A 22,494-nucleotide genomic window follows, 5' to 3' on the forward strand; every position below is an offset into this window, starting at 1 on the left:
GCTGCCCTTATCTTACGCTTTCCCTTTTGCAAACGCAACCGACGGCCAGTTTCCACGGGTAAACCGCTGGTTGAGCGGCAGGCCGATGCTGGCCATCAAAAAAATGCGGCGCCAGCCGGAAAACTTGCGCCGCATTTTTGCTCTATTTTTCCTCGGGATTTTTGCCTTTGGGCCGCTTTTTGCACTGGGCAGAGAAAGCGCAGGCCGAGCAGTCTCCGCCGCAGGAGCCCGCGCCGTGTTTTCTGACGAAGCGCCAGGCGAAAAAGCAGGCGGCGGCCAGCGCGGCGATGAGCAGATAATCCCAGATATTCATGCAGAATCCTTTCGCTGGGCTAAAATCCCAGAATGAGCCCGATGGTATAGACCAAAAATGCCGCCAGCCATGCCACCGCGCACTGGGTTATCACGACGCCCAGCGTGGAGCTGCGCTTGCCCAGCTCCTGATTCATGGCGCCGACTGCCGCAACGCAGGGCGTATAGAGCAGCGTGAAAACCAGGAAAGAGAGGGCCGAGAGCGGGGAGAACATGCCGGATAGAACCGCGGGCAGCGTCTCCAGCGAGGAGCCCGTGAGGATGGAGAGCGTGCTGACCACGGCCTCCTTGGCGGAAAAACCGGTAATCAGCGCGCTGGCCGCCCGCCAATCCGCAAAGCCCAGCGGCGCGAAAATGGGCGCGATGAGCTTGCCGATGCTGCCCAGCATGGAGACTTCGCTATCCTGCACATAGTTGAAACGGAAATCGAAGCTCTGCAAAACCCAGATGATGACCGTCGCCAGCAGGATGACGGTGAACGCCTTTTTGAGGAAATCCTTGGCCTTTTCCCACATATGCAGGGTAACGCTTTTGGCCGAGGGCAGGCGGTAGGAGGGCAGCTCCATGACGAAGGGAACCGGGTTGCCCCGGAATTTGGTCCCTTTTAAAATGAGTGCGGCTATGATGCCGGCCAGAATGCCGAATATGTAAAGGCCGATGGTAACCAGCGCGGCATAGCCCGGGAAGAAGGCGGCGGCAAACATGGCATAGATGGGCAGCTTGGCACTGCACGACATGAAGGGAACCAGCAGGATGGTCATCTTGCGATCCCGATCCGAGGAGAGCGTGCGCGTGGATAAAATCGCCGGGACAGAGCAGCCAAAGCCCACCAGCATGGGGACGAAACTGCGCCCGGAAAGCCCCAGGCGGCGCAACGGTTTATCCATGATAAAGGCGATGCGGGCCATATATCCGCTGTCCTCCAGAAGCGAGAGCAGGAAAAACAGGATGATGATGACGGGCAAAAACGAGAGCACGCTGCCCACGCCCGCGCAGACGCCGTCGATGAGCAGAGACTGCAAAATGGGGTTGATCTCGGCATAGATGAGCAGGCTCTCAAAGCCGTCGATGGCCAGCTGAACGCCCTCTGCCAGCAAATCCTGGAAGAAAATGCCGATGGGGCCGAACGTGATCCAAAATACGCCGAACATGATGGCGACGAAGATGGGAAGCGCCCAGATGCGGTGCGTCAGCAGGCTGTCGATTTTGAGCGAGCGCAGCTGCTCCCGGCTCTGCTGGGCTTTCACCACGGTTTTCTCGCAGAGCTCCTCGATATAGGAATAGCGCATATCTGCCAGAGCGGCCAAACGGTCTGTGCCCAGATCGCTCTCCATCTCCCGGACGATGTGATCCACAATATCCAGCTCGTTTTCGTTGATGTTTAGGGCGGCTATGGTCGGCTCGTCGCCCTCGACCAGCTTGGTCGCCGCAAAGCGCACGGGAATTTTGCTGGCCTCGGCGTGATCTTCGATGAGATGGCAGAGCGCGTGAATGGCCTTATGCACCGGCCCGGAGCAGAAATCCAGCCGCCGGGGCAGCCGCTTTTTCTCGCCCGCGGCGATGGCCGCAGAGACGAGATCTTCGATGCCCTCGTTTTTGCTGGCCGAGATGGGAACGCACGGGATGCCCAGCTCGGCCGAAAATTTGCCGAGATCGATGCTGCCGTGGTTGGCGCGGACTTCGTCCATCATATTCAGCGCCAGCACCATGGGAATATTCAGCTCCAGGAGCTGGAGCGTCAGGTAGAGATTGCGCTCGATATTCGTCGCGTCGATGATATTGATGATGGCGTCCGGGTGCTCGTGCAGCAGAAAATCCCGGGTGACGACTTCCTCCGAAGTATAGGGGGAGAGCGAATAGATGCCGGGCAGGTCCACCACGATCATCTCCGGGTGCTTTTTGACGATGCCCTCTTTGCGCTCGACGGTAACCCCCGGGAAGTTGCCCACATGCTGGTTGCTGCCCGTCAGCTGGTTAAACAGGGTGGTTTTGCCGCAGTTCTGGTTGCCGGCGAGTGCGAAGATCATGCGCGGCCTCCCTTCTGCTGGGCGGGCGCGCTCTGCACATCCGCGATTTGGATGCGCTGGGCGTCTTCCTTGCGCAGCGTCAGCTCATAGCCGCGCAGGTGAATTTCGATGGGGTCTCCCAGCGGCGCCATTTTGCGCACGAAAACCTTGGTGCCCGGCGTGAGCCCCATATCCAAAAATCTGCGCCGCAATGCGCCTTCTCCGCCCACGGCCGCGATGGTGCCGCCCTGGCCGATTTGCAGATTGTCGAGTGTCATACGATGCCTCCTCCAAAGTGTTAGCCGAGGCTAACTTCTGTGCCGATAAACGGGCAAGAATTTCTTGCCCGTTTATCAGTTTACACGCTGGCTCCGGCGCTGTCAAGGAGAAGCATGGCGGATTTTAACTATTTTTATTGCTCATGCGGCAGCGCACGAGCAGCCGCTTTAAGGCGGCGCCGTTGAAGGGGATGAGCGGATACAGATAGCTCTTGCCCGAGACGGTCCTGTTGGTCGCCAGCAGCAGCACGATGATGAGGACGCCCAGGATCATGCCCCATAGATTGAAGAGCCAGATGAGCACCAGCAGCATGATGCGGCAGAGGTTGAACGCATAGCCAAGCTCATAGCTGGGCTGGGCGAAGTTGCCCACGGCCACCAGGCCCATATACATGATGACTTCTGGCACGAACCAGTGCGCCTGCACGGCGAAATCGCCCAAAATCAGCGCGCCGATGACGCTGAAGGAGTTGGAGAGCGAGTTTGGCGTGTTCAGCGAGGCCAGCTTGAGCCCGGAGAGCGCAAACTCGAAAAAGAGCAGCTGGGCGATGATGGGCACCGAGTTGGGCGTCTCGATCTGCACGAAGGCCAGCCAATCCGGCACCCACGCGGGGTTTTTGACCAGCAGATACCAGATGGGCGTCAGGAAAATCGTCATGAAAAAGACGAAGGAGCGCACGAAGCGCAGATACGTCCCGACCACAGGCGGGAAGCAGTAGTCGTTGCTGTCCTGCATGAAATCGAAAAAGGAGGCGGGCAGAATCATGACGGAGGAGGTGTTGTCGATAATAACGACGATGCTCCCCTCGGCAATGCTGGCGGCGGCCGCATCCGGCCGCTCGGTATAGCGCACTTTGGGAAACGGGTTATACCAGCCTTTGTCCATCAGCGCCTCGTTCAGGCTCTCCTGCGCCATAGTCAGGGAATTGACGTTTAGATGATCGATTTTATCCTGCAGTTTTTTGAGGAAATCCTGGTCCACCTTTTCATTCAGATAGGCCAGCACGACGTTGGTCTTGGAGCGGGAGCCGACCATGTGCTTTTCCATGACGAGATCTTCCGTGCGCATGCGGCGGCGGATGAGCGCGGTGTTCTGCACCAGAATTTCGCTGAAACCGTCGTGGGAGCCGCGCAGCACTTTCTCATCCTCCGGCTCCTCGATGCCCCGGCTGGGGTAGGCCCAGGCGTCCATCAGAATCGCCTCGGGGAAGAGGTCGATAAACAGCACGATAGAGCCCGTCAGAAGCTGGCGGGAGATGTCGTCAAAATTGCCCGAGACGCTGGCCTCGGTATATGTGATATATTTTTCCAGAAACTGGCTGGGCGTGATATCCTGCGGAATATCGCTGTTGGTCTCGTAGAGCATAAACCGGGTAACCTTCTCCAAAATGTCGTCTTTGGCAAACCCGTTTATCATATAAAGATAGGCCGTATGTCCATGGACGTCCAGCCGGCGCTTGATGATATCGAAACTTTTTTCCGTGCGCATCCGGTCGTCGAAAGATGCGATCTGCTCTTGCCACTTTGTCTGCATAAAAAACCTCCGTTCCCTCTTAAAATGCGCGAAATCGGCGCCGCTATGCGTATGAAAACCAAAAAACCGGGAAAAATAGGAAAACAAACCAAGCAAAAGGAGACTTTTTATGGAACTGAAAGATTCAAAGACACTGGAAAACCTGTATGCGGCCTTTGCCGGGGAGACACAGGCCTGGGGCAAATACGGCTTTTTTGAGGCGCAGGCCAAAAAAGACGGCTACCAGCAGATCGCCTCTATCTTCCATGAGACGGCCAAAAACGAGGGCGCCCATGCGAAAATCTGGTTCAAATACATCATGGGCGGCATCGGCACGACCGAGCAGAACCTGAAGGATTCCGCAAAGACCGAGAATTATGAGTGGACGGAGATGTACCGCCAGTTCGCAGAGCAGGCAAAAGAGGAGGGCTTTGACGAGATCGCCCATAAATTCACGATGGTGGCCGAGATCGAGAAATCCCATGAGGAGCGCTATAAAAAGCTGCACGAGAACATCAAAGAGGGAAAAGTTTTCTCCAGAAACGAAGGCGCGGTATGGGTCTGCAAAAACTGCGGCTATATCCATACGGGAGAGACGCCCCCGGAAGTCTGCCCGGTATGCTCGCATGCAAAGGCGTATTTCGAGATCGAGGCAAAGAACTATTAAAACAGCAGATTGGCACCAAGAATCCGGCAAAATTTTGCCGGGTTCTTTTTTTTTGAAAACTTTTATGTTAAACTGAAGGGGAGATTTGAAAACCAAACAGGAGGATTACTATGGCAAAAAAAGAACTCGTTCTCATTGGCGCCGGCAAAATCGGCCGGGGCTATATCGCCGATCTGTTCAACGACGCGGGATATAAGCTGACTTTCCTGGAATATTCCGAAGCGCTGGTGCAAAAACTGCGCGCACAGGGCTACTATACTGTTTTCCGCAGCCACAGCGATAAGCCCGGCTATGATAAGTCGGTCATCCGGGGCTATGACGCTTTCTGCACCCAGACGGAATACGAGCAGTGCCTGAACGCCATCGCAAATACCAACTACGTCAGCATTCACGTTTTCCCGGGGGCATGCGAATCCATCGGGCATATGCTGGGCGATGCCGTCAAGCTGCGCTATCAAAACGGCAATACCGAGCCGCTGGATCTGCTGTTCTGCGTCAACTTCGTCTACCCCGGCGATATCTTCAAAAAGTATATGCTGGAGCGGCTGAATGAAGCAGAGGCCGCCTTTATGCAGGAGCATGTGGGCTTTGTGGAATCCCTGGTCTACCGCCTGGGGGCAGACCCGATGCCCGATATGCGCGCGGAAGACGAGCTCTCCATCCTCTCGGGCGACAACGACTATCTGCCCGTGGGCGACGAATGGAAGGGCACGATTCCGGAGGGCGTCAAGCTGCCTGTGCGCGATCATATGCCGGCGCGGCTGGTGTATAAAATCTGGGCGGGCAACACGAGCCACCTGGCCAACGCTTCTTTCGGCCAGAGAAAGGGCTATCAGTGGGCTTGGCAGAGCCAGAACGATCCGTATGTGAGAAAATGCGCGGCGTTCTGCGCCAGAGAGGCCAGCTGGGGCATCGCGACGGAGTTTGGCATGGAGGAGACGAATCTGCGCGAGCATCCAGAGGAGCGCTTCGATCCCGCTTCCGTCAACCCGGATGTGGAAGATCCGCTGACGCGCATCGCCCAGGATCCCAAGCGCAAGCTCGCCAGAAACGACCGCTTGGTCGGCCCGGCGCTTCTGTGCCTCAAGCATGGAAGAATCCCCTACTACCTGGCCCGCAGCGCGGCGATGATGTTCTATTTTGAGAGCCCGAAGGATGCGGCGGCCGTCGAGATTCAGGAATACCTGAAGGAAAACGGCATCGAGAAGGCAATCGAGAAATACTGCCAGCTGGATCGTTCGAAAAAGGAAGAGGAGATGCTCTTCCAGCTCATCCTGGCACAGTATTTCGATGTAAACGAGGGCGACTGCTTCGATATGCCCTACTACAAGAAAATATAGCTTAGGAAAGATGACACCTGCCTCTTGGGCGGGTGTCATTTTCTAGTCAGCGGGGGCATAACCTCCAGTTGATTGGACAGCATCAAAAGACGGCCTTTCGGGGCCGTTTTTTTGATGCGCCGCTTGGCGGCGGGAAATCAGTAAAAAAATATCGTAGGGCCATGCTCTATACAGAGCCGGGCGGTTGTTATATAATAAGAAAGAGATTTGAATTTCATAGGAGGATAAAACAATGGCGAAAAAACAGGCTGTTTTGATTGGCGCGGGTAAAATTGGCCGCGGCTATCTTGCTGATCTCTTTTCACAAATCGGCTACCACCTGACGTTTCTCGAATACAGCGAGGAGCTCGTCAAAAAAATGCGGGAGCAGGGGTATTACACCGTCAACATGGCGCACGCGGATGCGCCGGACGAGGTGTTCAAAATTTCAAACTACGACGCTTTCTGCACGCAGACGGAAGAGGAGCAGTGCGTCCGGGCGATTGCCGATACCAACTATGGCAGCATCCATGTGTTTCCGGGGGCATGCGAATCCATCGGGCATATGATCGGCAAGGCCATTCAGCTGCGCATCGCAGAGGGCAACCAGGAGACGCTGGATTTCCTCATCTGCGTCAACTTCCTAAAGCCCACGCAGATTCTCAAAGGCTATATTAACGAAGTGCTCTCCACGCCTGAGGAGCGGGCATACCTGGAGGAGAAAGTCGGCTTCTCGGAATGCCTGGTGCACCGCAACGGCATGGTCCCCACGCCGGAGCAGCTGGCAAAAGACCCGATTGCCGTCTATGCCGGGGATACGCCGCACCTGACGGCGGACGGCGAAGCCTTTAAGGGCGAGCCGCCGGCGGGCATGAACCTGCATCTCATCGACAAGATGGAAGGCCGCCTGACGCAGAAAATCTGGAATATCAACATGCGGCACTGCTGCACGGCCTACTACGGCCGCAAGTTCGGCTATACCTACTACGATGAATCCATCAGCAACCTGTATATCGTCCGCTGCCGGGATCTGGCGGCCAGCGAGGCCAACTTTGCGCTTTGCGCGGAATTTGGCTTCACCATGCAGGAGCTGAAGGAAATCTTCCCCGAGAAGAAGGAGCGGTTTGACCCGGATAAGGTGGATCGCTCGGAAAAAGACCTGCTGGACCGCATCGGCGCAGACCCCATCCGCAAGCTGGCCAAGGGCGACCGGTTTATCGGCCCGGCGCTGGCCTGCATGAGGCACGGCAGAATGCCCTATTATCTGGCGCGCGGCGCGGCCATGGGCTACTACTTCAAAAACGAGAACGACCCGGCCGCCTGCGAGATTCTGGCCTATGTTGCCGAGAACGGCATCTGGGACGCCGTAACCAAATATTCCGGCCTTTCGGATGATGAGCCCAGCGAGAGGCTCTTAAAGGAGCTGATCGTCGGCCATTACTACGAGGCAGGCGAGATGGATCCGTTCGATATTGAGTATTAAAACGCGGGCCCGGCAGCTGGCTTAGCTGCCGGGTTTTTTGCATGGCTGGAAATAAGAGGGGAGATAAAAAATGCAGAAAAAGATCGTGCTGATTGGCGCGGGCAACATTGGCAAGGGATATATCGCGGATCTCTTCTATTCGCGGGGCTACAAACTGGTTTTTCTGGCGCACAGCATGCGGCAGACGCTGAGCATGCGCCGCGAGGGGAAATACCCGTTCTATAAGGTTTCGGATGAGGGCGAGATGCAGGAGCGCTTTATCTCGGGCTACGAGGTGTATTCCACGGCCGAGGAGCGGGAGCAGTGCGTGCAGGCGCTCTGCGAGACGCAGTATGCCTCTGTGCATCTCTATCCCAAATCCTATCCGGATATTGCGGAGCTTCTTGCGCGGGTGGTGAAGCGCAAGGTGGAGCAGGGCGAGGAGAGCACGCTGGACGTGCTGCTCTGCGTCAACTCCATTCGCCCGGCGAAGGTGTTCAGAAAGCTGATTTTGGAGCAGCTGGAAACCGAAGAACAGCGGGCGTATTTCGAGAAGAATATTGGCCTAATCGAGACGCTGACCAACCGCGGCGGCTACGAGCCGGATGAGCGGTTTTTGCAGGCACATCCCAATGCCGTCATCGTCAGCGGGAGCGAGGATCTGCCTGCGGACCAGGAGGCGTTTAAGGGCGAGATTCCGGCGGATGCACCGCTCAAATTGCTGGATCGCTTTGAGGGGCGGCTGATCAATAAGCTTTGGAGCGGCAATATGCGTCATGCCTCTATGGCGCTGTATTCCGAGTTCCTGGGCGGAACGCAGATGTGGAGGGTGGCGCAGGATCCCTATAGCTGCATGTGCATCGACGAGGCCGGGGAGGAGGCGCTCTTTGCCGTTACCCGGGAGTTTGGTTTCACGCTGGAAGAGCTGAGCGAGGGCAGCCACGATATGCGCTATGAGGAATACTGGAAAAAGCTGCAAAAGAAGCAGGATAAGGATTCGGTCTACCGCGTGGCGGCGGATCCCATCCGCAAGCTGGAAAAGGAAGAGCGCATGGTGGGCCCGGCGCTGGCCTGCATCCGCCATGGCCGCCTGCCCTACTTTATCTCCAAAAGCATCGCGCTCATGTATCGCTTCCGCAACGAGAAGGATGAGCAGGCGGTGGAGCTGGAGGAGTATATCCGGGAGCATGGCCTGATGGCCGCGATGGAGAAGTATTCCGGCCTTTCGGACGATGTCCCCGAAGAGAAGCTGCTAAAACAGCTGGTTGCCGCGCAGGATCGGGATTTCCAGCTGCAAAAGGCGGCCAGAAATGCGTTTCCCAAAAGAAACGATACGAGTATAGTTGCAAATTAGTGTTGTAAAAAAGAAATTTTCTTGCTATACTAATTTCATCAATGCAAAAAGGAATTAGGAGGAAAGAGCATGGCAAAGAAGGCAGTTTTGATTGGCGCGGGAAAAATTGGCCGCGGCTTTTTGGGGGATATTCTCTATCACGCCGGGTATGAGCTGACGTTTCTTGTGCATAGCCCAGTTCAGACGCAGCAAATGCGCGATCAGGGGTATTATACGATTTTTCAGACCAGCGAAGCCACGGGAGAGATGCGCAAAGTGCGCATCGACGGCTATGCGGCCTATTGCACCGTAACCGAGCAGGAGCAGTGCGCCGAGGCCATCGCCCAGGCAGATTATGCCACTGTGCATATCTACCCGAACGCCTGCGCGGATGTGGGCCATCTGATTGGCGAGGGCATCCGCCTGCGGGTGAAAAACGGCGTGCAGAAGACGCTGGATGTTCTGATGTGCGTCAACTTCTTCGGCTCGGACGAGATGATCAAAAAATTCATTCTGGAGCGGCTTGAGACGGAGGAGGAGCGGGCGTATCTGGAGGAGAAAGTCGGCCTGATCCGCACGCTGACCTATCGAGGCGGCAACGGGGCGACCCCGGAAATGCTGGCGGAGGACCCGATTGCCGTTGCGGCTTCGGATTATCCCTATCTGCCCGTGGATGCGGAGGCGTTTCGGGGTGAGCTGCCCGAAGGCATCCAGATCCGCAAACTGGATCGCTTTACCGGCCATCTGACGGCAAAGCTCTGGGGCATCAACCTCTGGCACTGCACGCTTGCCGCCTATACCCAGTTTGCCGGGCACGAGCTTTTGTGGAAAGGCGCCGTGCAGCCGTATATCCGCGCCTGCGTGGATGCGGCCAGAAGGGAGAGCGATTTCGCCATCAAGGCGGAGTTCGGCTTTACGGATGAGGATCTGAAGCTCTCTGCCCGCACGCAGGAGGATAGCAGCAGGCAGTGGGAAAAGAGCATGAACCCGGAGGATACGGACACGGTTTACCGGGTGGCGGCAGACCCCATCCGCAAACTGCAAAAGCAGGAGCGGCTGGTGGGCCCGGCGCTGGCCTGCCTGCGCCATGGCAAGCTTCCCTATTTCATCGCCAGAAGCATCGCGCTCATGTGCTTCTTCCATAACGATGCGGATGCCTCGGCTGTGGAATTGCAGGAGTATATCGCGGCAAACGGCGTGGGGGCGGCGCTGGAAAAATACTGCGGGCTTTCGGATGCAGAGCCGGAGGAGCGGCTGCTGCGGCAGCTGGTCTGCGCGCAGTATGAGGAGCTGGCGTACAGCAGGCAGGCCTAGCCCTGCCCGAACGGATGAGAGGAGAAAAGAGAGTGGAAAAATGCAAGAAACACCTGGTGCTGATTGGCGCGGGCAAAATCGGCTGCGGCTACCTGGCGGATTTATTCGGAAGCGCGGGCTATTCGCTGACGTTTCTGGTGCACAGCCCGGTGCAGACGCAGAAAATGCGGGATCAGGGCTACTATACGCTGTTCGTTACGGGCGAGCAGTCGGGGGAGACGGTAAAGCAGAAAGTCTCGGGCTATGAGGCCTTCTGCACGGCCACAGAGCGGGAGCAGTGCGTGGATGCGCTCTGCAAAACCAACTACGCTTCCCTGCACACCTACCCCGGGGCTTTCCCCGAGCTGGCAGAGCTGCTGGCGGATGCCGTCAAAAAGCGCTGTGCCCTGGGATTAGAGGATACGCTGGATGTGCTGCTCTGCGTCAACGTCATCGATGCGTTCGAGCAGTTCGATTCCCGCATCCGCGCAAAGCTCTCGCCGCAGGAGCAGGCATACTATGAGAAGTATATCGGCCTGGTCCGCACGCTGACCTACCGCGGCGGCTTTATTCCAAAGCCCGAGCAGCTGGCCGAGGATGAGCTGGCCGTCTGGGCCTCGGATTACCCGGATTTGCCCGTAGATAAAGAAGGGTTTAAGGGAGAGATTCCGGAGGGCGTCAACCTGCGGCTGATGGATAAGATGGTGGGCAGAGCTGTGGCCAAAGTCTGGTGCGGCAATGTGCGCAGCTGCTCGCTGGCCATGCTTTCGGCCAAATGGGGCTTCACCTACACGAACGAGGGCGCAGGCGTCGCCTATATCCGTAAATGCGTGGATTCCTGCCAGGAAGAGGCCACCCAGGCGGTTTTGCTGGAATACGGCTTTACCCGGGAAGAACTGGCCCTGGGCGCCCGGGCGCAGAAGGGCGAGGACTGGTGGTCGCGCATGCTGGCCGACGGTATGCCGGATGCGATTTTCCGCGTCGCCAACGACCCCATCCGCAAGCTTTCCAGAAAAGACCGGCTGACCGGCCCGGCGCTCTGCTGCCTGAAGCACGGGATTCTGCCCTATTTCCTGACGCGCGCCATCGCCTATGCCTTTTTCTACCGCCACCCGGAGGATGCGGCTTCCATGGAGATTGCCGCCTGCATAGAAAAAGAGGGCATCGACGCGGCCATCGGCAAATACTGCCAGCTGGATCTGGGAAATGAGCAGGAAAAGCTGCTCCTGCAAATGGTGCGCGGGCATTATTACGAGATTTTGGACTGGGACCCGATGGATTTGGAGCCAAAGCCGGTATAGAGCAAACAAAAAAGAAGCGGAGCTCCGCTTCTTTTTTTATGGCTTTATTCGTAGAACTCCGGCGCTTTGCGCAGGGAGGCGAACTGCCCGATATCGTGCGGGAAGATGATGGTCGCATCGTATTTCTCCTGGAGATGGTGCAGCTTTTCGATGGAGGCGGCATACAGCGCGCGGTCGAAGGGGCTGCGGGGCAGGATGGGCGGCCGCTCATAGTTGGCGGAGACGTATGCCGCATCCTGGGGCAGCAGATAGACGCCGCTTTCGCAGTGCAGAACCAGGCCGAGCAGGCCGGGCGTATGGCCGGGCAGATTGACGATCTCGATGCCGGGCAAAAATTCGCCGTCTTCCTCTATCAGGTGCACTTTTTTGAGGGGAGCCGTCAAATCTCCCCAGATATAGCCGCCGTGCTGTTCAGGGTCCGAGCTGGAATGGATGGTCAGCAGGGCGTTCACATAATCCGCGCTTGGGACATAGACGTCCGCATGAGGGAAGAGCGGCAGGCCGCCCGTGTGATCCAGGTGCAGATGCGAGAGGATGACGCGGCCAATCTCTTCCGGCCGCACGCCGATGAGCGCCAGCTGTGCCTCCAGCCGCTGCTGGGGCGTTTGGTGCAGGGCGAATTTTCTCTGCATGGTTTTGGACCAATATCCCTCCATGGCCTTGGGGTTGCTGCCCGTATCATAGAGAATCAGGCCGTCCGGATGCTCGATGAGAAAGGCCAGCACAGGCATGGGAAGCAGGCTCTTATCCGGCTCCCGGCTGGTATCGTGCACGACGCTGTCTTTTTCGCCATCCAAATATCCCGTATCCAGCACATAAAACTTCATACTCTTTTCCTTTCACGCACGCCTGCAAAGCAGGCATCTCATTTTTCATTTTGCACAAAGAAGAGAAGGAGAGAAGAACTCCTTTGATTAGAGCTTACCGGGTTTGGGCGAAGATGTCAATCGCGGCGCAAAAATATTGCGCCGGCATTGTGGCGGCGGGGGCAAAGTTGTGTTATGATAAGATAGAATTGATATATCACTCGCGAGGTAGAAGTGGAACAGACGACGACAAAAAAACTGGGCAGCGCGGTTTTAGAGCTTGCCATTGCGCTGGCGGCCCAGATTGCGCTATATTGTATCTCCAGGGCGGTTTGGATTACGCTGCCCATCATGGCCATTCCCGGGGTGTTCATCGGGGCGCGGCATGGCTTTGGCTGGGGCGCGGCATGCGCCGTGCTCAGCGGCTTTGCGGCCTGCCTGCTTCTGGGGCAAAGCGGGGCATTTCTGGTGGCCATCGCGCTGCCCGTCTTTTTGCTGGGCTCTATTGCCGTGCGCCTGGTGCGCCGCTCGTATGACGGGTTGATCGTCATGGGCGGGGCGATGGCGCTCTCGGTGGGCGCGGGCATCTGGGCCGTGCAGTTTCTGCTGGGCAAAGATCCCGTCAGCTATATCGTGGACTACCTGGCCTGGCTTTTCGCCAACGACGCCCAGGCATCCAGCCTGGCCTACTGCCTGTTCCATGCTGGGGAGATCTCGGCCGGCGCGTTTTCGCTGGAGACGTTTTTGCTGACGCCCATGGAAGAGGTTGTCGCGTATGTTACGGCGGGCGAGCAGCTCAATGCGCTGCGCTCCGTGCTTTCGGGGTATCTGCCTGTTTTAAGCGTCAACTACTGCGTCTATGGCGGCGCGCTGACGTATTTCATCAGCCGGGCGCTGAGCAGGCGGAGCGGCGGCAAAGTCTCCCCGGTTCCGGCGTTCTCCGAGTTCTTTCTGCCAAAGGATCAGGGCGTCTACATGATCCTGCTGTTTGCGGCGTCTATGCTGCCCTCGCTGTTTGGCTGGGAATCCCTCCTGCTGATGGGGGATATGCTCTTTGGGCTGGTAACGGCGGTTTTCGCCATCGAGGGCATGTCGTTCGTGGATTTTCTGCTGCGGCTGAAGATCAAAAACCCCTATGGCAGGGGCGCGATCATCGCCGTGCTCTATCTGCTGGCGCCCTATCTGCTCATGACGGCCGGGGCCGTGGAGCAGGGAATGCAGCTGAGAAGGCATATCAAGGTGATCAAATTATAGAAGCTTAGGATAATAGGAGGTTTTTATCATGAAAGTTATTTTAAACGCGGATGTCAAAGGGAAGGGCAAGAAGGGCGAGATTGTAAACGTCAGCGATGGCTATGCCCGCAACTTCCTGTTCCCCAAAAACCTGGCCAAGGAGGCGACGGCGCAGAACCTGAACGCGGCCAAAGTCGCCCAGGATGCGGCCAAGCATAAAAAACTCGTGGAAAAGGCAGAGGCGCTGGCCCTGGCTGAAAAGCTCTCGGGCAAGACGGTTCAGCTAAAGGCAAAATGCGGCGAGGGAAACCGGCTGTTTGGCGCGGTAACGGCGGCGGAGGTTGCCGAGGCGCTCAAGCAGAGCATGGGCATCGAAGTGGATAAGAAGAAAATCGCTCTTTCGGGCGGCATCAAAGAGCTCGGGACGTACGACGTCGCCGTGAAAGTCTATGCCGAGGTTTCCGCGACCATCAAAGTAGACGTCGTCCGGGCGTAGGGGAGAGCATATGCCAGAGGTGATTCGGCGCGTCCCCCCCAGCAGCATGGAGGCGGAGCAATCTGTGCTGGGCGCAATGCTGCTCAGCGAAAACTGCGTGCTTGCCGCGGTGGAAAAACTGCGGGAAGAGGATTTTTATGTGGAGAGCCATCGGCGCATTTGGCGGGCGATGTACGATCTTTCTGCGCTCTCAAAGCCGGTCGATCTCGTTACGGTAACCGAGCGGATGGAGCAGGGCGCGCCGCTCAGCCTGGAAGAGCTGACCTATCTTTCGGATCTCACCCAGGCCGTGCCCTCCACGCGCAATATTGATGTCTATATCGGCATCATCAAGGAAAAAAGCCGCCTGCGCCGGCTGATTGCTGCCTGCGCGGAGATCGCGGATTTAAGCTATAAGGCCGAGGCACCCGCAGCGGAAGTGCTCAATATCGCCTCGGATCTCGTCTATAAAATCGCAGACGAGCAGACCGAGCGCAGCCTGGTGCACGTCCGCACGGCGCTGATGGAGAGCTATGAGCTCATCTCCAAAGCGGCCAAATCCAAAGACGGCCTGATGGGCGTGGCCACGGGCTTCCCGCTCATGGATAAAAAGCTCTCGGGCTTCCAGCCTTCCCAGCTCATCGTCGTGGCCGGCCGCCCGGGCATGGGTAAAACCAGCTTTGCGCTCAATATCGCCGAGCATGTGGCCGTCAAAGAGGGCAGGCCGGTGGCCATTTTCTCGCTGGAAATGAGCCGGGATCAGCTGGGCATGCGGCTGCTCTGCGCCGGAGCCCAGGTAGATTCGCAGAACGCCAGAACGGGCGCGCTCTCGGAGAAGGATTTCTACAGCCTGGCAGACGCCATGGTGCCGCTGGAAGGCGCGCCCATCTATATCGACGATACGGCCATCATCGGCCCGACGGAGATGATGGCAAAGCTGCGCCGGCTGCGCCAGCAGGTCGGGGATATCGGGCTGGTCGTCATCGACTATTTGCAGCTGATGGATACGGGCCGGCGCTCGGAAAACCGCCAGCAGGAGATCTCGCAGATCACCCGCTCGCTCAAAGTCGCGGCCAAGGAGCTCCAGGTGCCCATCATGCTGCTCTCCCAGCTCTCGCGTGCCACAGAGAAGCGGGAAAACAAGCGGCCCATGCTCTCGGATTTGCGGGAATCCGGCGCAATCGAGCAGGATGCAGACGTCGTCCTGTTCCTGCACCGGGAGGACTACTATTCCGACGACGAGCAGCATAAGGGCGATGCCAGCATCATCATCGCCAAGCAGCGCTCGGGCCCGACGGGAACCATCAACGTCATGTGGAAGGGCGAGCAGACCAAATACCTGGAAGTGGATTTCCGGGAGGATGAATAGCATATGCAAGCAATGATTACGGGAAAATGGATCACCGGCCAGCAGGATCTGACGGCTGTGATGGAGATCCGCCAAAAGGTTTTTACGCAGGAGCAGGGCTTCCCGGCGGAGGCAGACCGGGATGCGTTCGACGAGCAGGCCATGCACGCCCTGATGTTCGACGGCGATACCCCTGTGGCCACCGGGCGGCTGTATTTCGACGGCGCAAAGCTGTTTCTCGGGCGCATCTGCGTTTTGAAGGAATACCGCGGCCAATCCATCGGGGATCTGATGACGCGGCTGATGATCCTGCGCGGGTTCGATTTCGCAAAGGAGATCTATCTCCACGCCCAAATGCAGGCCAAAGGCTTTTACGAGCGCTATGGCTTCCAAGCGGAGGGCGAGCCGTTTTTGGAGGAGGGGCAGGAGCATGTGCTCATGCGCCTGAAAAAAGAGGAGACGCGCTTCCCGTCCAAATGCGGGGAAGACTGCGCCAAAAACACCATACACTAAACAGCAAGACACGAAGATGATACAACTAGTTGTGCCCCAGGGGCAGGATGGGAAAAATTTAAAGAGCTGTATGCAGGATATGCTGGCGGCCATGAAAAAAAGCGAGGCCGAAAGCCTGCTGCGCAAGGGCTGTGTGCGCGTCAACGGCGTGCGGGCCAGGAAGGATATCCCGCTGGCGGCCGGCGATATTTTAGATCTCTATGTGGAAAAGGAGTATAAGGACTATCTGCCGGACGTCGGCCTGCTCTATGAAGACGACGGCCTGCTGATTTTCAATAAGCCCCCGGGCCTTTCCTGCCTGGAGGATAAGCCGGATGGCAAGCCCACGCTGCTCTCGGTGGCCGAGGAATATATGCGGGAAAACGGGGACTACGATCCCCGCTTTGGGCGCATGCCCTTCGTCTGCCATCGGCTGGATCACTATACAGGCGGGCTGGTGCTGGTGGCCAAAAACCAGGATATGTATGAGGCGCTGGTGGAGGCGTTTGCCCAGCGGCGGGTGCGCAAGTTCTATAAGGCCATCGTCTGCGGCAGGCCCAAGCGGCAGGAGACACTCTCGGCTTACATCATCAAAGACGCGGGCAAGGCCAAAGTGCGGGTGCTGCCGGCTCCGGCCAGGGGCGCGAAGCCGGCAGTAACGCGCTATGCCCTGGAAAAACTGGGCGACGGCATTGCGCAGGTGGATCTTGAGCTGGTTACCGGGCGCACGCATCAGGCCAGGGCCATGATGGCCTGGGCGGGATTCCCGATTCTGGGCGACGATAAATACGGCAACCGCCGGATGAACAAGCGCTATGGCGTCAAATTCCAGGCGCTGTGGTCGTATCGGATTTTGTTTGAGACGGGCAATAACAACACGCTGGCCTATCTCAACGGGCGCTCTTTCGCCACGGACCGCATCGGCTTTCCCTATCTGCCCACGCTGGATGAAGCCGGCGCGGAGTGCGTAGTTTTGCAGGATGGGCGGGAATAAAAAAGAGCAGGCATCTTGCCTGCTCTTTTTTGCGCCGATCCAACCGGCCTATTGATACTGCTCCAGCCCATATCTTTGCGCGATGGCATCCATGGTGCCGTCTGTCCGCTTGGAGGCGATGGCGGCATTGAAAAGCTGAATCGCATCCGAATTGCTCTTCCAGGCGGCAATGCGGTAGGAAATGCCGCAGAGCGGCTCTTCCACCATGACCAGGTCGTGCTCGAATTCCTGCATCTTACAGCGCGGCGCGATGACGGCATTGCTGGTTTTGGCGTTGACGGCGGCGATGGCATCCGGGTAGGAGGAGCAGTTTAGAAACTCGGAGGCGGCAATCTCCCGCTCGGAAAGCGCGCTGCGGATATCCGCGCGCTGCAATTCGCTGGTCATCACCAGCAGGCGCGCATCGTTCAGCGAGCCGATGGAAACCGGGCTGCCCTGGGCAACGTAGGCATGGACGCTGTCTCGGAAATAGCCGTCCGAAAGTGAGAGCCCCTGGGTCTTGAGCACGTTATATGTCAGTTCGCCCATGGCCAGGTCGATCTCCCCGATTTTGAGCTGATAGGAGGCTTCTTCTGCCGGGATGACGACGAAATTCAGCTTGGCATCCGGGTAGACGGCGTGAATAATTTCCTCGGCGGCATCCCGGTCGAACCCGGATGGGAGGCCATCCTCTCCCGGGCTGGAGAAACGGGAATTGGCGATGCCGATGGTGATCTCCTCCTGCGCATACATGGCCGTCTCTGCCGGGCGCAGTTTTTTTGCGCTTTTCCAGAACAGAGCGCCGGCCACGGCCAGCAGAACGGCGGCCGCGCCGATGATCCAGTATTTATAGGTGTATCGGTTAAACAAAGTTTCCAGGCGAAATTTCGGTTGTTGGCGGTATCTTCTCATAGCATCCTCACTTTGCCTCTAGTTTAGCATTTTTCACAAATTTTCGCAATGCGGGGCAAAGAGCTGGGAAATCCGCAAAGGAGGAGAGAAGTGTGTTGAATAATTTTGCTGGAAATGTTAGAATAAGCGAAGAAACACTGCCTGATTGAAATACAAAAGTAGAGGAAAGAGGAAAATGGATTTTAACGTATTATTTGGCAATTTTGCAAACATTACGTGGCAGCAGGTTGTGATGTGGCTCATCGGGGCGCTGCTCATCTATCTGGCCATCAAAAAAGAGATGGAGCCCTCGCTGCTGCTCCCCATCGGTTTTGGCACGATTCTGGTCAACCTGCCCCTCTCGGGCGCCATCACCCAGGGGGCGGAAGTGGGCGTGCTAAACGTGCTGGATGCGGCCGGCATTTCCAACGAGCTGTTCCCGCTGGTGCTGTTCATCGGCGTCGGCGCGATGATCGATTTTGGCCCGCTTTTGAGCAACCCCAAGATGCTGCTCTTTGGCGCGGCGGCGCAGTTTGGAATTTTCGTGACGCTCTCGCTGGCGACCCTGCTCGGCTTCAACATGGCGGATGCGGCGGCCATCGGCTCTGTGGGCACGGCAGACGGCCCGACGGCGCTGTTCGTGGCAAACCTGCTGGGCTCCGGAAAAGTCGGCGCGATCATGGTCGTGGCCTATTCGTATATGGCGCTGGTGCCCATCATCCAGCCGCCTGTCATTCGGCTGCTGACGACCAAAAAAGAGCGCAGAATCCGCATGGAATATAAGCAGAGGGATGTTCCCCAGATCGTCAAGATCATGTTCCCGGTGTTCGTTACGATGATCGCGGGCTTCGTCGCTCCAAAGTCGGTTTCGCTGGTGGGCTTTTTGATGTTCGGCAACCTCATCCGGGAGTGCGGCGTGCTGCGCTCGCTTTCCGAGACGGCGCAAAACGTCATGGCAAACCTTATCACGCTGCTGCTGGGCATCACGGTTGCCATGCAGATGCAGGCGGATAAATTCCTGAATCTGGAGACGCTGGCAATTCTTGGCCTGGGCCTCATCGCCTTTATCTTCGATACGGCGGGCGGCGTGCTGTTTGCGAAATTCCTGAACCTTTTCACCAAAAAGAAAGTCAACCCGATGATCGGCGCGGCAGGCATTTCGGCCTTCCCCATGGCCTCCCGGGTTGTGCATAAGATGGGCAGAGAGGAAGACCCGAATAACTTCCTGCTCATGCACGCGGCCGGCGCAAACGTCGCCGGGCAGATCGCCTCGGTTATCGCCGGCGGCCTGCTCATCAACCTGGTAACATCCGGCATTTTCGGCTGAGCATAAGGAGGAGAAGAACATGGACGGATTTGTCAATTCGTTGCTGCTGATGGCATACGGCATGCTGGGCCTGTTTGCCACCATGGGCGCAATTTATGCGGGCGTCGCAGCCATGCGCGCGGTTTTTGCCCGCAAGAAAAAAGACGCATAGCGCGCAAAGCAATTTGGGCAAAGGCGGCGGGGAAATTTGCCCCGCCGCTTTTCTTATGGAGGAGGCAGATGAGGGCGCAAAGTGATATCGGCTTGCCGGAGGGCTATGGGCTCATCCGGGAAATCGATTTGCAGAAGGATAAGAAACTGGCATTTTGGCTGAATATGGCGGCGGGCGCGGCAATGCTGGCCATGCTGGCGCCCGTATTGCCCATGCTGGGCTCGGTGCTTTGGGGCGGTGTGCCGCTGCTGCCGCTTTTGGCTCTGTTGCTGGGCACGTTTGTCTATCCGATTGCGCATGAATGGGTGCACGGCATTTTCATCCGCATTTTCTGCGGCCAAAAGGCAAACTATGGCTTCACCGGCCTTTATGCCTTTGCCGGCAGAGGGGATGCCTATTTCTGCAAGGCGCATTACCTCGTGATTGCCCTGGCGCCGGTGGCCATCTGGGGCGCTGTGCTGGCAGTTCTCTGTGCGCTGGCGCAGGGGCCCTGGTTTCTGGCGGCGTATTTCATTCAGGCCATGAACCTTTCGGGCGCGGCGGGAGATCTCTATGTGGTGTGCCTCTGCCTGCGCGCGCCGGCCGGGCTGCTGGTGAACGACGACGGCGTCTCCATGCGGCTTTATCTCAAAAAAGAAGATTGTTAAATAAATTTTAAAGGAAACGCAATTTTTTGCCTACTGTGTTTTTAAAATCTGAAATGCTACCATATTGGCAGGAGGTTTGTGATGTATCATATTTTGGTTTGCGACGACGATCGGGATATTGTATCCGCGCTGAAGATCTACCTTACGGCCGAAGGGTATGAAGTTTTGGAAGCGTATAACGGAAAGCAGGCGCTGGAAGCTGTGGCCGCGCAGGAGGTTCACCTGATTTTGATGGATTTGATGATGCCCGAAATGGATGGCATCACGGCGACGGCCAAACTGCGGGAGACGAGCAATATCCCCATCATCATGCTTACAGCCAAAAGCGAGGACGGCGACAAAGTGCTGGGCCTCAATATTGGCGCGGATGATTATATCACAAAACCGTTCAACCCCATCGAAGTGGTGGCGCGGGTCAAATCGCATCTGCGGCGCTATACGCGCCTGGGCGGCATCCAGATGCCCGGCTCGGCGCGCATCGAAGTGGGCAGCGTCTGCCTGGACGACGAGAGCAAGCAGGTTACGGTGGATGGGGAGCCCGTCTCTCTGACGCCCATCGAATACAACATTCTGCGGCTGCTCATCCAGAGCCCGGGCAAAGTCTTTTCCATCCGGGAGATCTATGAAAACGTCTGGAAAGACCCGGCTTTCGGACAGGAGGGGACGGTTGCCGTGCATATCCGCCACCTGCGGGAGAAAATCGAGATCAATCCTGCGGATCCGCGCTATCTGAAGGTCGTATGGGGGCTGGGCTATAAGTTTGAAAGAGAGGTTTCGACGTGAAAAAACTGACGCATAGCCTGCCGGCGAAAATCGCGGCGCTGTTGCTGCTCGTCTTCTTTGTCGTGGGCTGCCTGTGCGCGGGCTCGGGCATCGCCTATATGGAGGGCTGCGGCTATTATGAGAGCGAGAGCTTTTTGGATTCGCGGCAGGCGGCAAATATCACAGAAAATTATGTGGCGCAGGTTTTCGAATACTTGGAGCTTTGCTATGGGCAGCAGGAGAATGCCGAGTATCTTCGGGAATACCTGGAAAAGCGGCTCATGCAGGGCGAGACCAACTACTGCTTTTATGTTGCGGATGAATCCGGCAATATTCTGCTGAAAAACTTTGAGGGAGAGCCGGAGCAGACTGTGGATTACGGCGAATATATCATGCCGGACGGGACGGTGTATCATCAATATGGGTTTGTCCGGGAGATCACGGCGCAGGACGATTATTATCAAAGCTACCTGCTCTATTCTCAGCTGGCGCCCAAAAAGCATTCGATGATCGTCTGGCTGGGCATCTTTGCGGCAGGGGCGCTGGGCATGGTAATTTTCCTTTTCTGCGCGGCCGGGCATAAGGCCGGGCATGAGGAGATCGTGCAAAACTGGCAGGATCGCATCCCGCTGGATCTCTTTGCCGCGCTGATACTCACTCTGGGGTTAATGCTGGCATTTTTGACGGAGAGAGTGCTGTATCAAATGGATCTCGGCAGGATCTCCGGGTTTTTCCTGGGCGCCGTGCCTTTCTGCCTGGCCTGGCTGCTGCTGGCGCTGGATGCCTGCCTGAGCATGGCAACCCGGCTCAAAGCCGGGAAATGGTGGCAGAGCGCGGTTGTATACCGCGTGGGGCGCTGGCTCGCCCTGCGCTTGCGGGAAGTATTTTCTAATTTTAAGCTGACATGGAAAATCGCGCTGACTTTTCTGGCCTATCTTTTTGCCAATGGCTTTTTGCTGCTGATTGCCGCGGCAGAGGGGAACGAGTTTTTCGTGATTCTGACGCTGGCGGGGAACTTCTTTGTTCTGATCTGGCTTTGCCGCGGCGGCATCCAGCTTCAGGAGATTTTTCGGGGCGGGGAGCGCATTGCAGACGGCGCGCTGGATTATAAAATCAATGCAGAGGGCATGAACCGGGCACTGCGCGGGCATGCCGAGACGCTCAACAATATCGGGGGCGGCCTTTCCCGGGCTGTGGAAGATCGGATGCAGAGCGAGCGCATGAAAACTGAGCTGATCACCAACGTCTCGCACGATATCAAAACGCCGCTGACCTCCATCGTCAACTATGTGGATCTGCTGGGGAAGGAGCAGATTCCGGGAGAGAGGGCGCAGGAGTATCTGGCGGTGTTGGAGCGGCAGTCTCAGCGGCTCAAAAAGCTCATCGAAGATCTGGTGGAGGCATCTAAGGCATCCACGGGCAATTTGCAGGTGGATTTGCAGCTGACGGACGTTGCCGAGCTTTGCCGTCAGACGGCCGGGGAATATACCGACCGGCTGAGCGCCCGGGAGCTGGAGCTCATCGCGCAGCTGCCGGATGAAGCCTATATCTACGCGGATGGCCGGTATCTTTTCCGGGTGCTGGATAACCTGCTGGGCAATATCTGCAAATATGCCCAGAAAGGCACCCGGGTGTATCTGGATCTGGCGTTCGCCGGGCAGAATGTGGCCATCTCGCTGAAAAACATCTCCAGGGATCGGCTGAATATTTCGCCGGGCGAGCTGATGGAGCGGTTTGTGCGGGGCGATTCCGCCCGCAGCACGGAGGGCAGCGGCCTGGGGCTTTCCATCGCCCGCAGCCTGACCGAGCTCCAAGGCGGCACCTTCGATATCGAGATAGACGGCGATCTCTTTAAAGTGCAGATCTGTTTCCCGGCGGCGCCGCTCATCTAGGCCGGGGCAATCA

The 22,494-nt window shown here is 57.3% G+C and carries 23 protein-coding genes; 16 read left to right on the forward strand and 7 right to left on the reverse strand.

Annotation, left to right across the window (positions count from 1 at the left end; genetic code table 11):
- Positions 1–12: 12 nt before the first annotated feature.
- From AALG83_07300 to AALG83_07320, 5 genes are all read right to left on the reverse strand, one after another.
- Complete coding sequence (locus AALG83_07300; GenBank protein MEY8382959.1) at positions 13–135, reverse strand: hypothetical protein; 123 nt, start codon at positions 133–135, stop codon at positions 13–15.
- 7 nt (positions 136–142) lie between these two features.
- Positions 143–313, reverse strand: coding sequence for a FeoB-associated Cys-rich membrane protein (locus AALG83_07305; protein MEY8382960.1), 171 nt, complete (start codon positions 311–313; stop codon positions 143–145).
- 19 nt (positions 314–332) lie between these two features.
- Positions 333–2,339: a ferrous iron transport protein B gene (gene feoB, locus AALG83_07310; GenBank protein MEY8382961.1), complete on the reverse strand. Its 2,007-nt coding sequence runs from the start codon at positions 2,337–2,339 to the stop codon at positions 333–335.
- On the reverse strand, positions 2,336–2,596 hold the full coding sequence (locus tag AALG83_07315) for a ferrous iron transport protein A (protein ID MEY8382962.1): 261 nt from the start codon (positions 2,594–2,596) through the stop codon (positions 2,336–2,338). The genes feoB and AALG83_07315 overlap by 4 nt, the downstream gene beginning before the upstream one ends.
- A gap of 124 nt (positions 2,597–2,720) precedes the next feature.
- On the reverse strand, positions 2,721–4,130 hold the full coding sequence (locus AALG83_07320) for a spore germination protein (GenBank protein ID MEY8382963.1): 1,410 nt from the start codon (positions 4,128–4,130) through the stop codon (positions 2,721–2,723).
- 109 nt (positions 4,131–4,239) lie between these two features.
- Between AALG83_07320 and rbr the strand changes: the two genes are divergently transcribed.
- From rbr to AALG83_07350, 6 genes are all read left to right on the forward strand, one after another.
- Positions 4,240–4,776, forward strand: a complete 537-nt coding sequence (rbr, locus tag AALG83_07325; GenBank protein ID MEY8382964.1) for a rubrerythrin — start codon at positions 4,240–4,242, stop codon at positions 4,774–4,776.
- A gap of 110 nt (positions 4,777–4,886) precedes the next feature.
- Positions 4,887–6,116: a hypothetical protein gene (locus AALG83_07330; protein MEY8382965.1), complete on the forward strand. Its 1,230-nt coding sequence runs from the start codon at positions 4,887–4,889 to the stop codon at positions 6,114–6,116.
- Positions 6,117–6,348: 232 nt separating this feature from the next.
- Positions 6,349–7,578 (forward strand): hypothetical protein, encoded by a 1,230-nt coding sequence (locus AALG83_07335; protein ID MEY8382966.1) that lies wholly within the window; start codon positions 6,349–6,351, stop codon positions 7,576–7,578.
- A gap of 70 nt (positions 7,579–7,648) precedes the next feature.
- Positions 7,649–8,911, forward strand: coding sequence for a hypothetical protein (locus tag AALG83_07340; protein ID MEY8382967.1), 1,263 nt, complete (start codon positions 7,649–7,651; stop codon positions 8,909–8,911).
- 69 nt (positions 8,912–8,980) lie between these two features.
- Complete coding sequence (locus AALG83_07345) at positions 8,981–10,204, forward strand: hypothetical protein (protein MEY8382968.1); 1,224 nt, start codon at positions 8,981–8,983, stop codon at positions 10,202–10,204.
- Between the two features lie 32 nt (positions 10,205–10,236).
- Positions 10,237–11,484: a hypothetical protein gene (locus tag AALG83_07350; protein MEY8382969.1), complete on the forward strand. Its 1,248-nt coding sequence runs from the start codon at positions 10,237–10,239 to the stop codon at positions 11,482–11,484.
- Between the two features lie 44 nt (positions 11,485–11,528).
- Here AALG83_07350 and AALG83_07355 read toward each other — a convergent pair whose 3' ends face one another.
- Positions 11,529–12,311, reverse strand: a complete 783-nt coding sequence (locus AALG83_07355) for an N-acyl homoserine lactonase family protein (GenBank protein MEY8382970.1) — start codon at positions 12,309–12,311, stop codon at positions 11,529–11,531.
- A gap of 213 nt (positions 12,312–12,524) precedes the next feature.
- On the opposite strand from AALG83_07355, the gene AALG83_07360 reads away from it, so the two are divergent.
- The 5 genes from AALG83_07360 to AALG83_07380 are packed head-to-tail and all read left to right on the forward strand — an operon-like array spanning position 12,525 to position 16,832.
- On the forward strand, positions 12,525–13,544 hold the full coding sequence (locus tag AALG83_07360) for a DUF2232 domain-containing protein (protein ID MEY8382971.1): 1,020 nt from the start codon (positions 12,525–12,527) through the stop codon (positions 13,542–13,544).
- A gap of 28 nt (positions 13,545–13,572) precedes the next feature.
- Complete coding sequence (rplI, locus tag AALG83_07365; protein MEY8382972.1) at positions 13,573–14,019, forward strand: 50S ribosomal protein L9; 447 nt, start codon at positions 13,573–13,575, stop codon at positions 14,017–14,019.
- 10 nt (positions 14,020–14,029) lie between these two features.
- Positions 14,030–15,367, forward strand: coding sequence for a replicative DNA helicase (gene dnaB / locus AALG83_07370; protein MEY8382973.1), 1,338 nt, complete (start codon positions 14,030–14,032; stop codon positions 15,365–15,367).
- 3 nt (positions 15,368–15,370) lie between these two features.
- Positions 15,371–15,859 (forward strand): GNAT family N-acetyltransferase, encoded by a 489-nt coding sequence (locus tag AALG83_07375; protein ID MEY8382974.1) that lies wholly within the window; start codon positions 15,371–15,373, stop codon positions 15,857–15,859.
- A gap of 16 nt (positions 15,860–15,875) precedes the next feature.
- Positions 15,876–16,832, forward strand: a complete 957-nt coding sequence (locus AALG83_07380) for an RluA family pseudouridine synthase (GenBank protein ID MEY8382975.1) — start codon at positions 15,876–15,878, stop codon at positions 16,830–16,832.
- A 48-nt stretch (positions 16,833–16,880) separates the two neighbouring features.
- Here AALG83_07380 and AALG83_07385 read toward each other — a convergent pair whose 3' ends face one another.
- Complete coding sequence (locus AALG83_07385; protein MEY8382976.1) at positions 16,881–17,723, reverse strand: transporter substrate-binding domain-containing protein; 843 nt, start codon at positions 17,721–17,723, stop codon at positions 16,881–16,883.
- A 175-nt stretch (positions 17,724–17,898) separates the two neighbouring features.
- Here AALG83_07385 and AALG83_07390 point away from each other — a divergent pair, with 175 nt between their 5' ends.
- From AALG83_07390 to AALG83_07410, 5 genes are all read left to right on the forward strand, one after another.
- Entirely contained in the window at positions 17,899–19,029 is a 1,131-nt protein-coding gene (locus AALG83_07390) for a sodium ion-translocating decarboxylase subunit beta (protein ID MEY8382977.1), read from the forward strand.
- A gap of 19 nt (positions 19,030–19,048) precedes the next feature.
- On the forward strand, positions 19,049–19,180 hold the full coding sequence (locus tag AALG83_07395; GenBank protein MEY8382978.1) for a hypothetical protein: 132 nt from the start codon (positions 19,049–19,051) through the stop codon (positions 19,178–19,180).
- Between the two features lie 68 nt (positions 19,181–19,248).
- A complete protein-coding gene (locus AALG83_07400) occupies positions 19,249–19,827 on the forward strand; it encodes a DUF3267 domain-containing protein (protein ID MEY8382979.1) in 579 nt (192 codons plus the stop codon).
- 81 nt (positions 19,828–19,908) lie between these two features.
- On the forward strand, positions 19,909–20,610 hold the full coding sequence (locus AALG83_07405; GenBank protein ID MEY8382980.1) for a response regulator transcription factor: 702 nt from the start codon (positions 19,909–19,911) through the stop codon (positions 20,608–20,610).
- Complete coding sequence (locus AALG83_07410) at positions 20,607–22,481, forward strand: HAMP domain-containing sensor histidine kinase (protein MEY8382981.1); 1,875 nt, start codon at positions 20,607–20,609, stop codon at positions 22,479–22,481. The genes AALG83_07405 and AALG83_07410 overlap by 4 nt, the downstream gene beginning before the upstream one ends.
- The last annotated feature ends 13 nt before the right edge of the window (positions 22,482–22,494 follow it).

Source organism: Christensenellaceae bacterium 44-20 (genome assembly GCA_041223705.1).
Lineage (GTDB): Bacteria > Bacillota > Clostridia > Christensenellales > Christensenellaceae > QANA01.

What these genes read in the sequence shown, in the direction of transcription:
- AALG83_07315 (MEY8382962.1), bottom strand. Translation starts at nt 2,596, where the DNA reads ATGACACTCGACAATCTGCAAATCGGCCAGGGCGGCACCATCGCGGCC.
- AALG83_07405 (MEY8382980.1), top strand. Translation starts at nt 19,909, where the DNA reads ATGTATCATATTTTGGTTTGCGACGACGATCGGGATATTGTATCCGCG.
- AALG83_07395 (MEY8382978.1), top strand. Translation starts at nt 19,049, where the DNA reads ATGGACGGATTTGTCAATTCGTTGCTGCTGATGGCATACGGCATGCTG.
- AALG83_07305 (MEY8382960.1), bottom strand. Translation starts at nt 313, where the DNA reads ATGAATATCTGGGATTATCTGCTCATCGCCGCGCTGGCCGCCGCCTGC.
- AALG83_07340 (MEY8382967.1), top strand. Translation starts at nt 7,649, where the DNA reads ATGCAGAAAAAGATCGTGCTGATTGGCGCGGGCAACATTGGCAAGGGA.
- feoB (MEY8382961.1), bottom strand. Translation starts at nt 2,339, where the DNA reads ATGATCTTCGCACTCGCCGGCAACCAGAACTGCGGCAAAACCACCCTG.
- AALG83_07330 (MEY8382965.1), top strand. Translation starts at nt 4,887, where the DNA reads ATGGCAAAAAAAGAACTCGTTCTCATTGGCGCCGGCAAAATCGGCCGG.
- AALG83_07300 (MEY8382959.1), bottom strand. Translation starts at nt 135, where the DNA reads ATGCGGCGCAAGTTTTCCGGCTGGCGCCGCATTTTTTTGATGGCCAGC.
- dnaB (MEY8382973.1), top strand. Translation starts at nt 14,030, where the DNA reads ATGCCAGAGGTGATTCGGCGCGTCCCCCCCAGCAGCATGGAGGCGGAG.
- AALG83_07400 (MEY8382979.1), top strand. Translation starts at nt 19,249, where the DNA reads ATGAGGGCGCAAAGTGATATCGGCTTGCCGGAGGGCTATGGGCTCATC.
- AALG83_07375 (MEY8382974.1), top strand. Translation starts at nt 15,371, where the DNA reads ATGCAAGCAATGATTACGGGAAAATGGATCACCGGCCAGCAGGATCTG.
- AALG83_07385 (MEY8382976.1), bottom strand. Translation starts at nt 17,723, where the DNA reads ATGAGAAGATACCGCCAACAACCGAAATTTCGCCTGGAAACTTTGTTT.
- AALG83_07355 (MEY8382970.1), bottom strand. Translation starts at nt 12,311, where the DNA reads ATGAAGTTTTATGTGCTGGATACGGGATATTTGGATGGCGAAAAAGAC.
- AALG83_07390 (MEY8382977.1), top strand. Translation starts at nt 17,899, where the DNA reads ATGGATTTTAACGTATTATTTGGCAATTTTGCAAACATTACGTGGCAG.
- AALG83_07335 (MEY8382966.1), top strand. Translation starts at nt 6,349, where the DNA reads ATGGCGAAAAAACAGGCTGTTTTGATTGGCGCGGGTAAAATTGGCCGC.
- AALG83_07380 (MEY8382975.1), top strand. Translation starts at nt 15,876, where the DNA reads ATGATACAACTAGTTGTGCCCCAGGGGCAGGATGGGAAAAATTTAAAG.
- rbr (MEY8382964.1), top strand. Translation starts at nt 4,240, where the DNA reads ATGGAACTGAAAGATTCAAAGACACTGGAAAACCTGTATGCGGCCTTT.
- AALG83_07320 (MEY8382963.1), bottom strand. Translation starts at nt 4,130, where the DNA reads ATGCAGACAAAGTGGCAAGAGCAGATCGCATCTTTCGACGACCGGATG.
- rplI (MEY8382972.1), top strand. Translation starts at nt 13,573, where the DNA reads ATGAAAGTTATTTTAAACGCGGATGTCAAAGGGAAGGGCAAGAAGGGC.
- AALG83_07345 (MEY8382968.1), top strand. Translation starts at nt 8,981, where the DNA reads ATGGCAAAGAAGGCAGTTTTGATTGGCGCGGGAAAAATTGGCCGCGGC.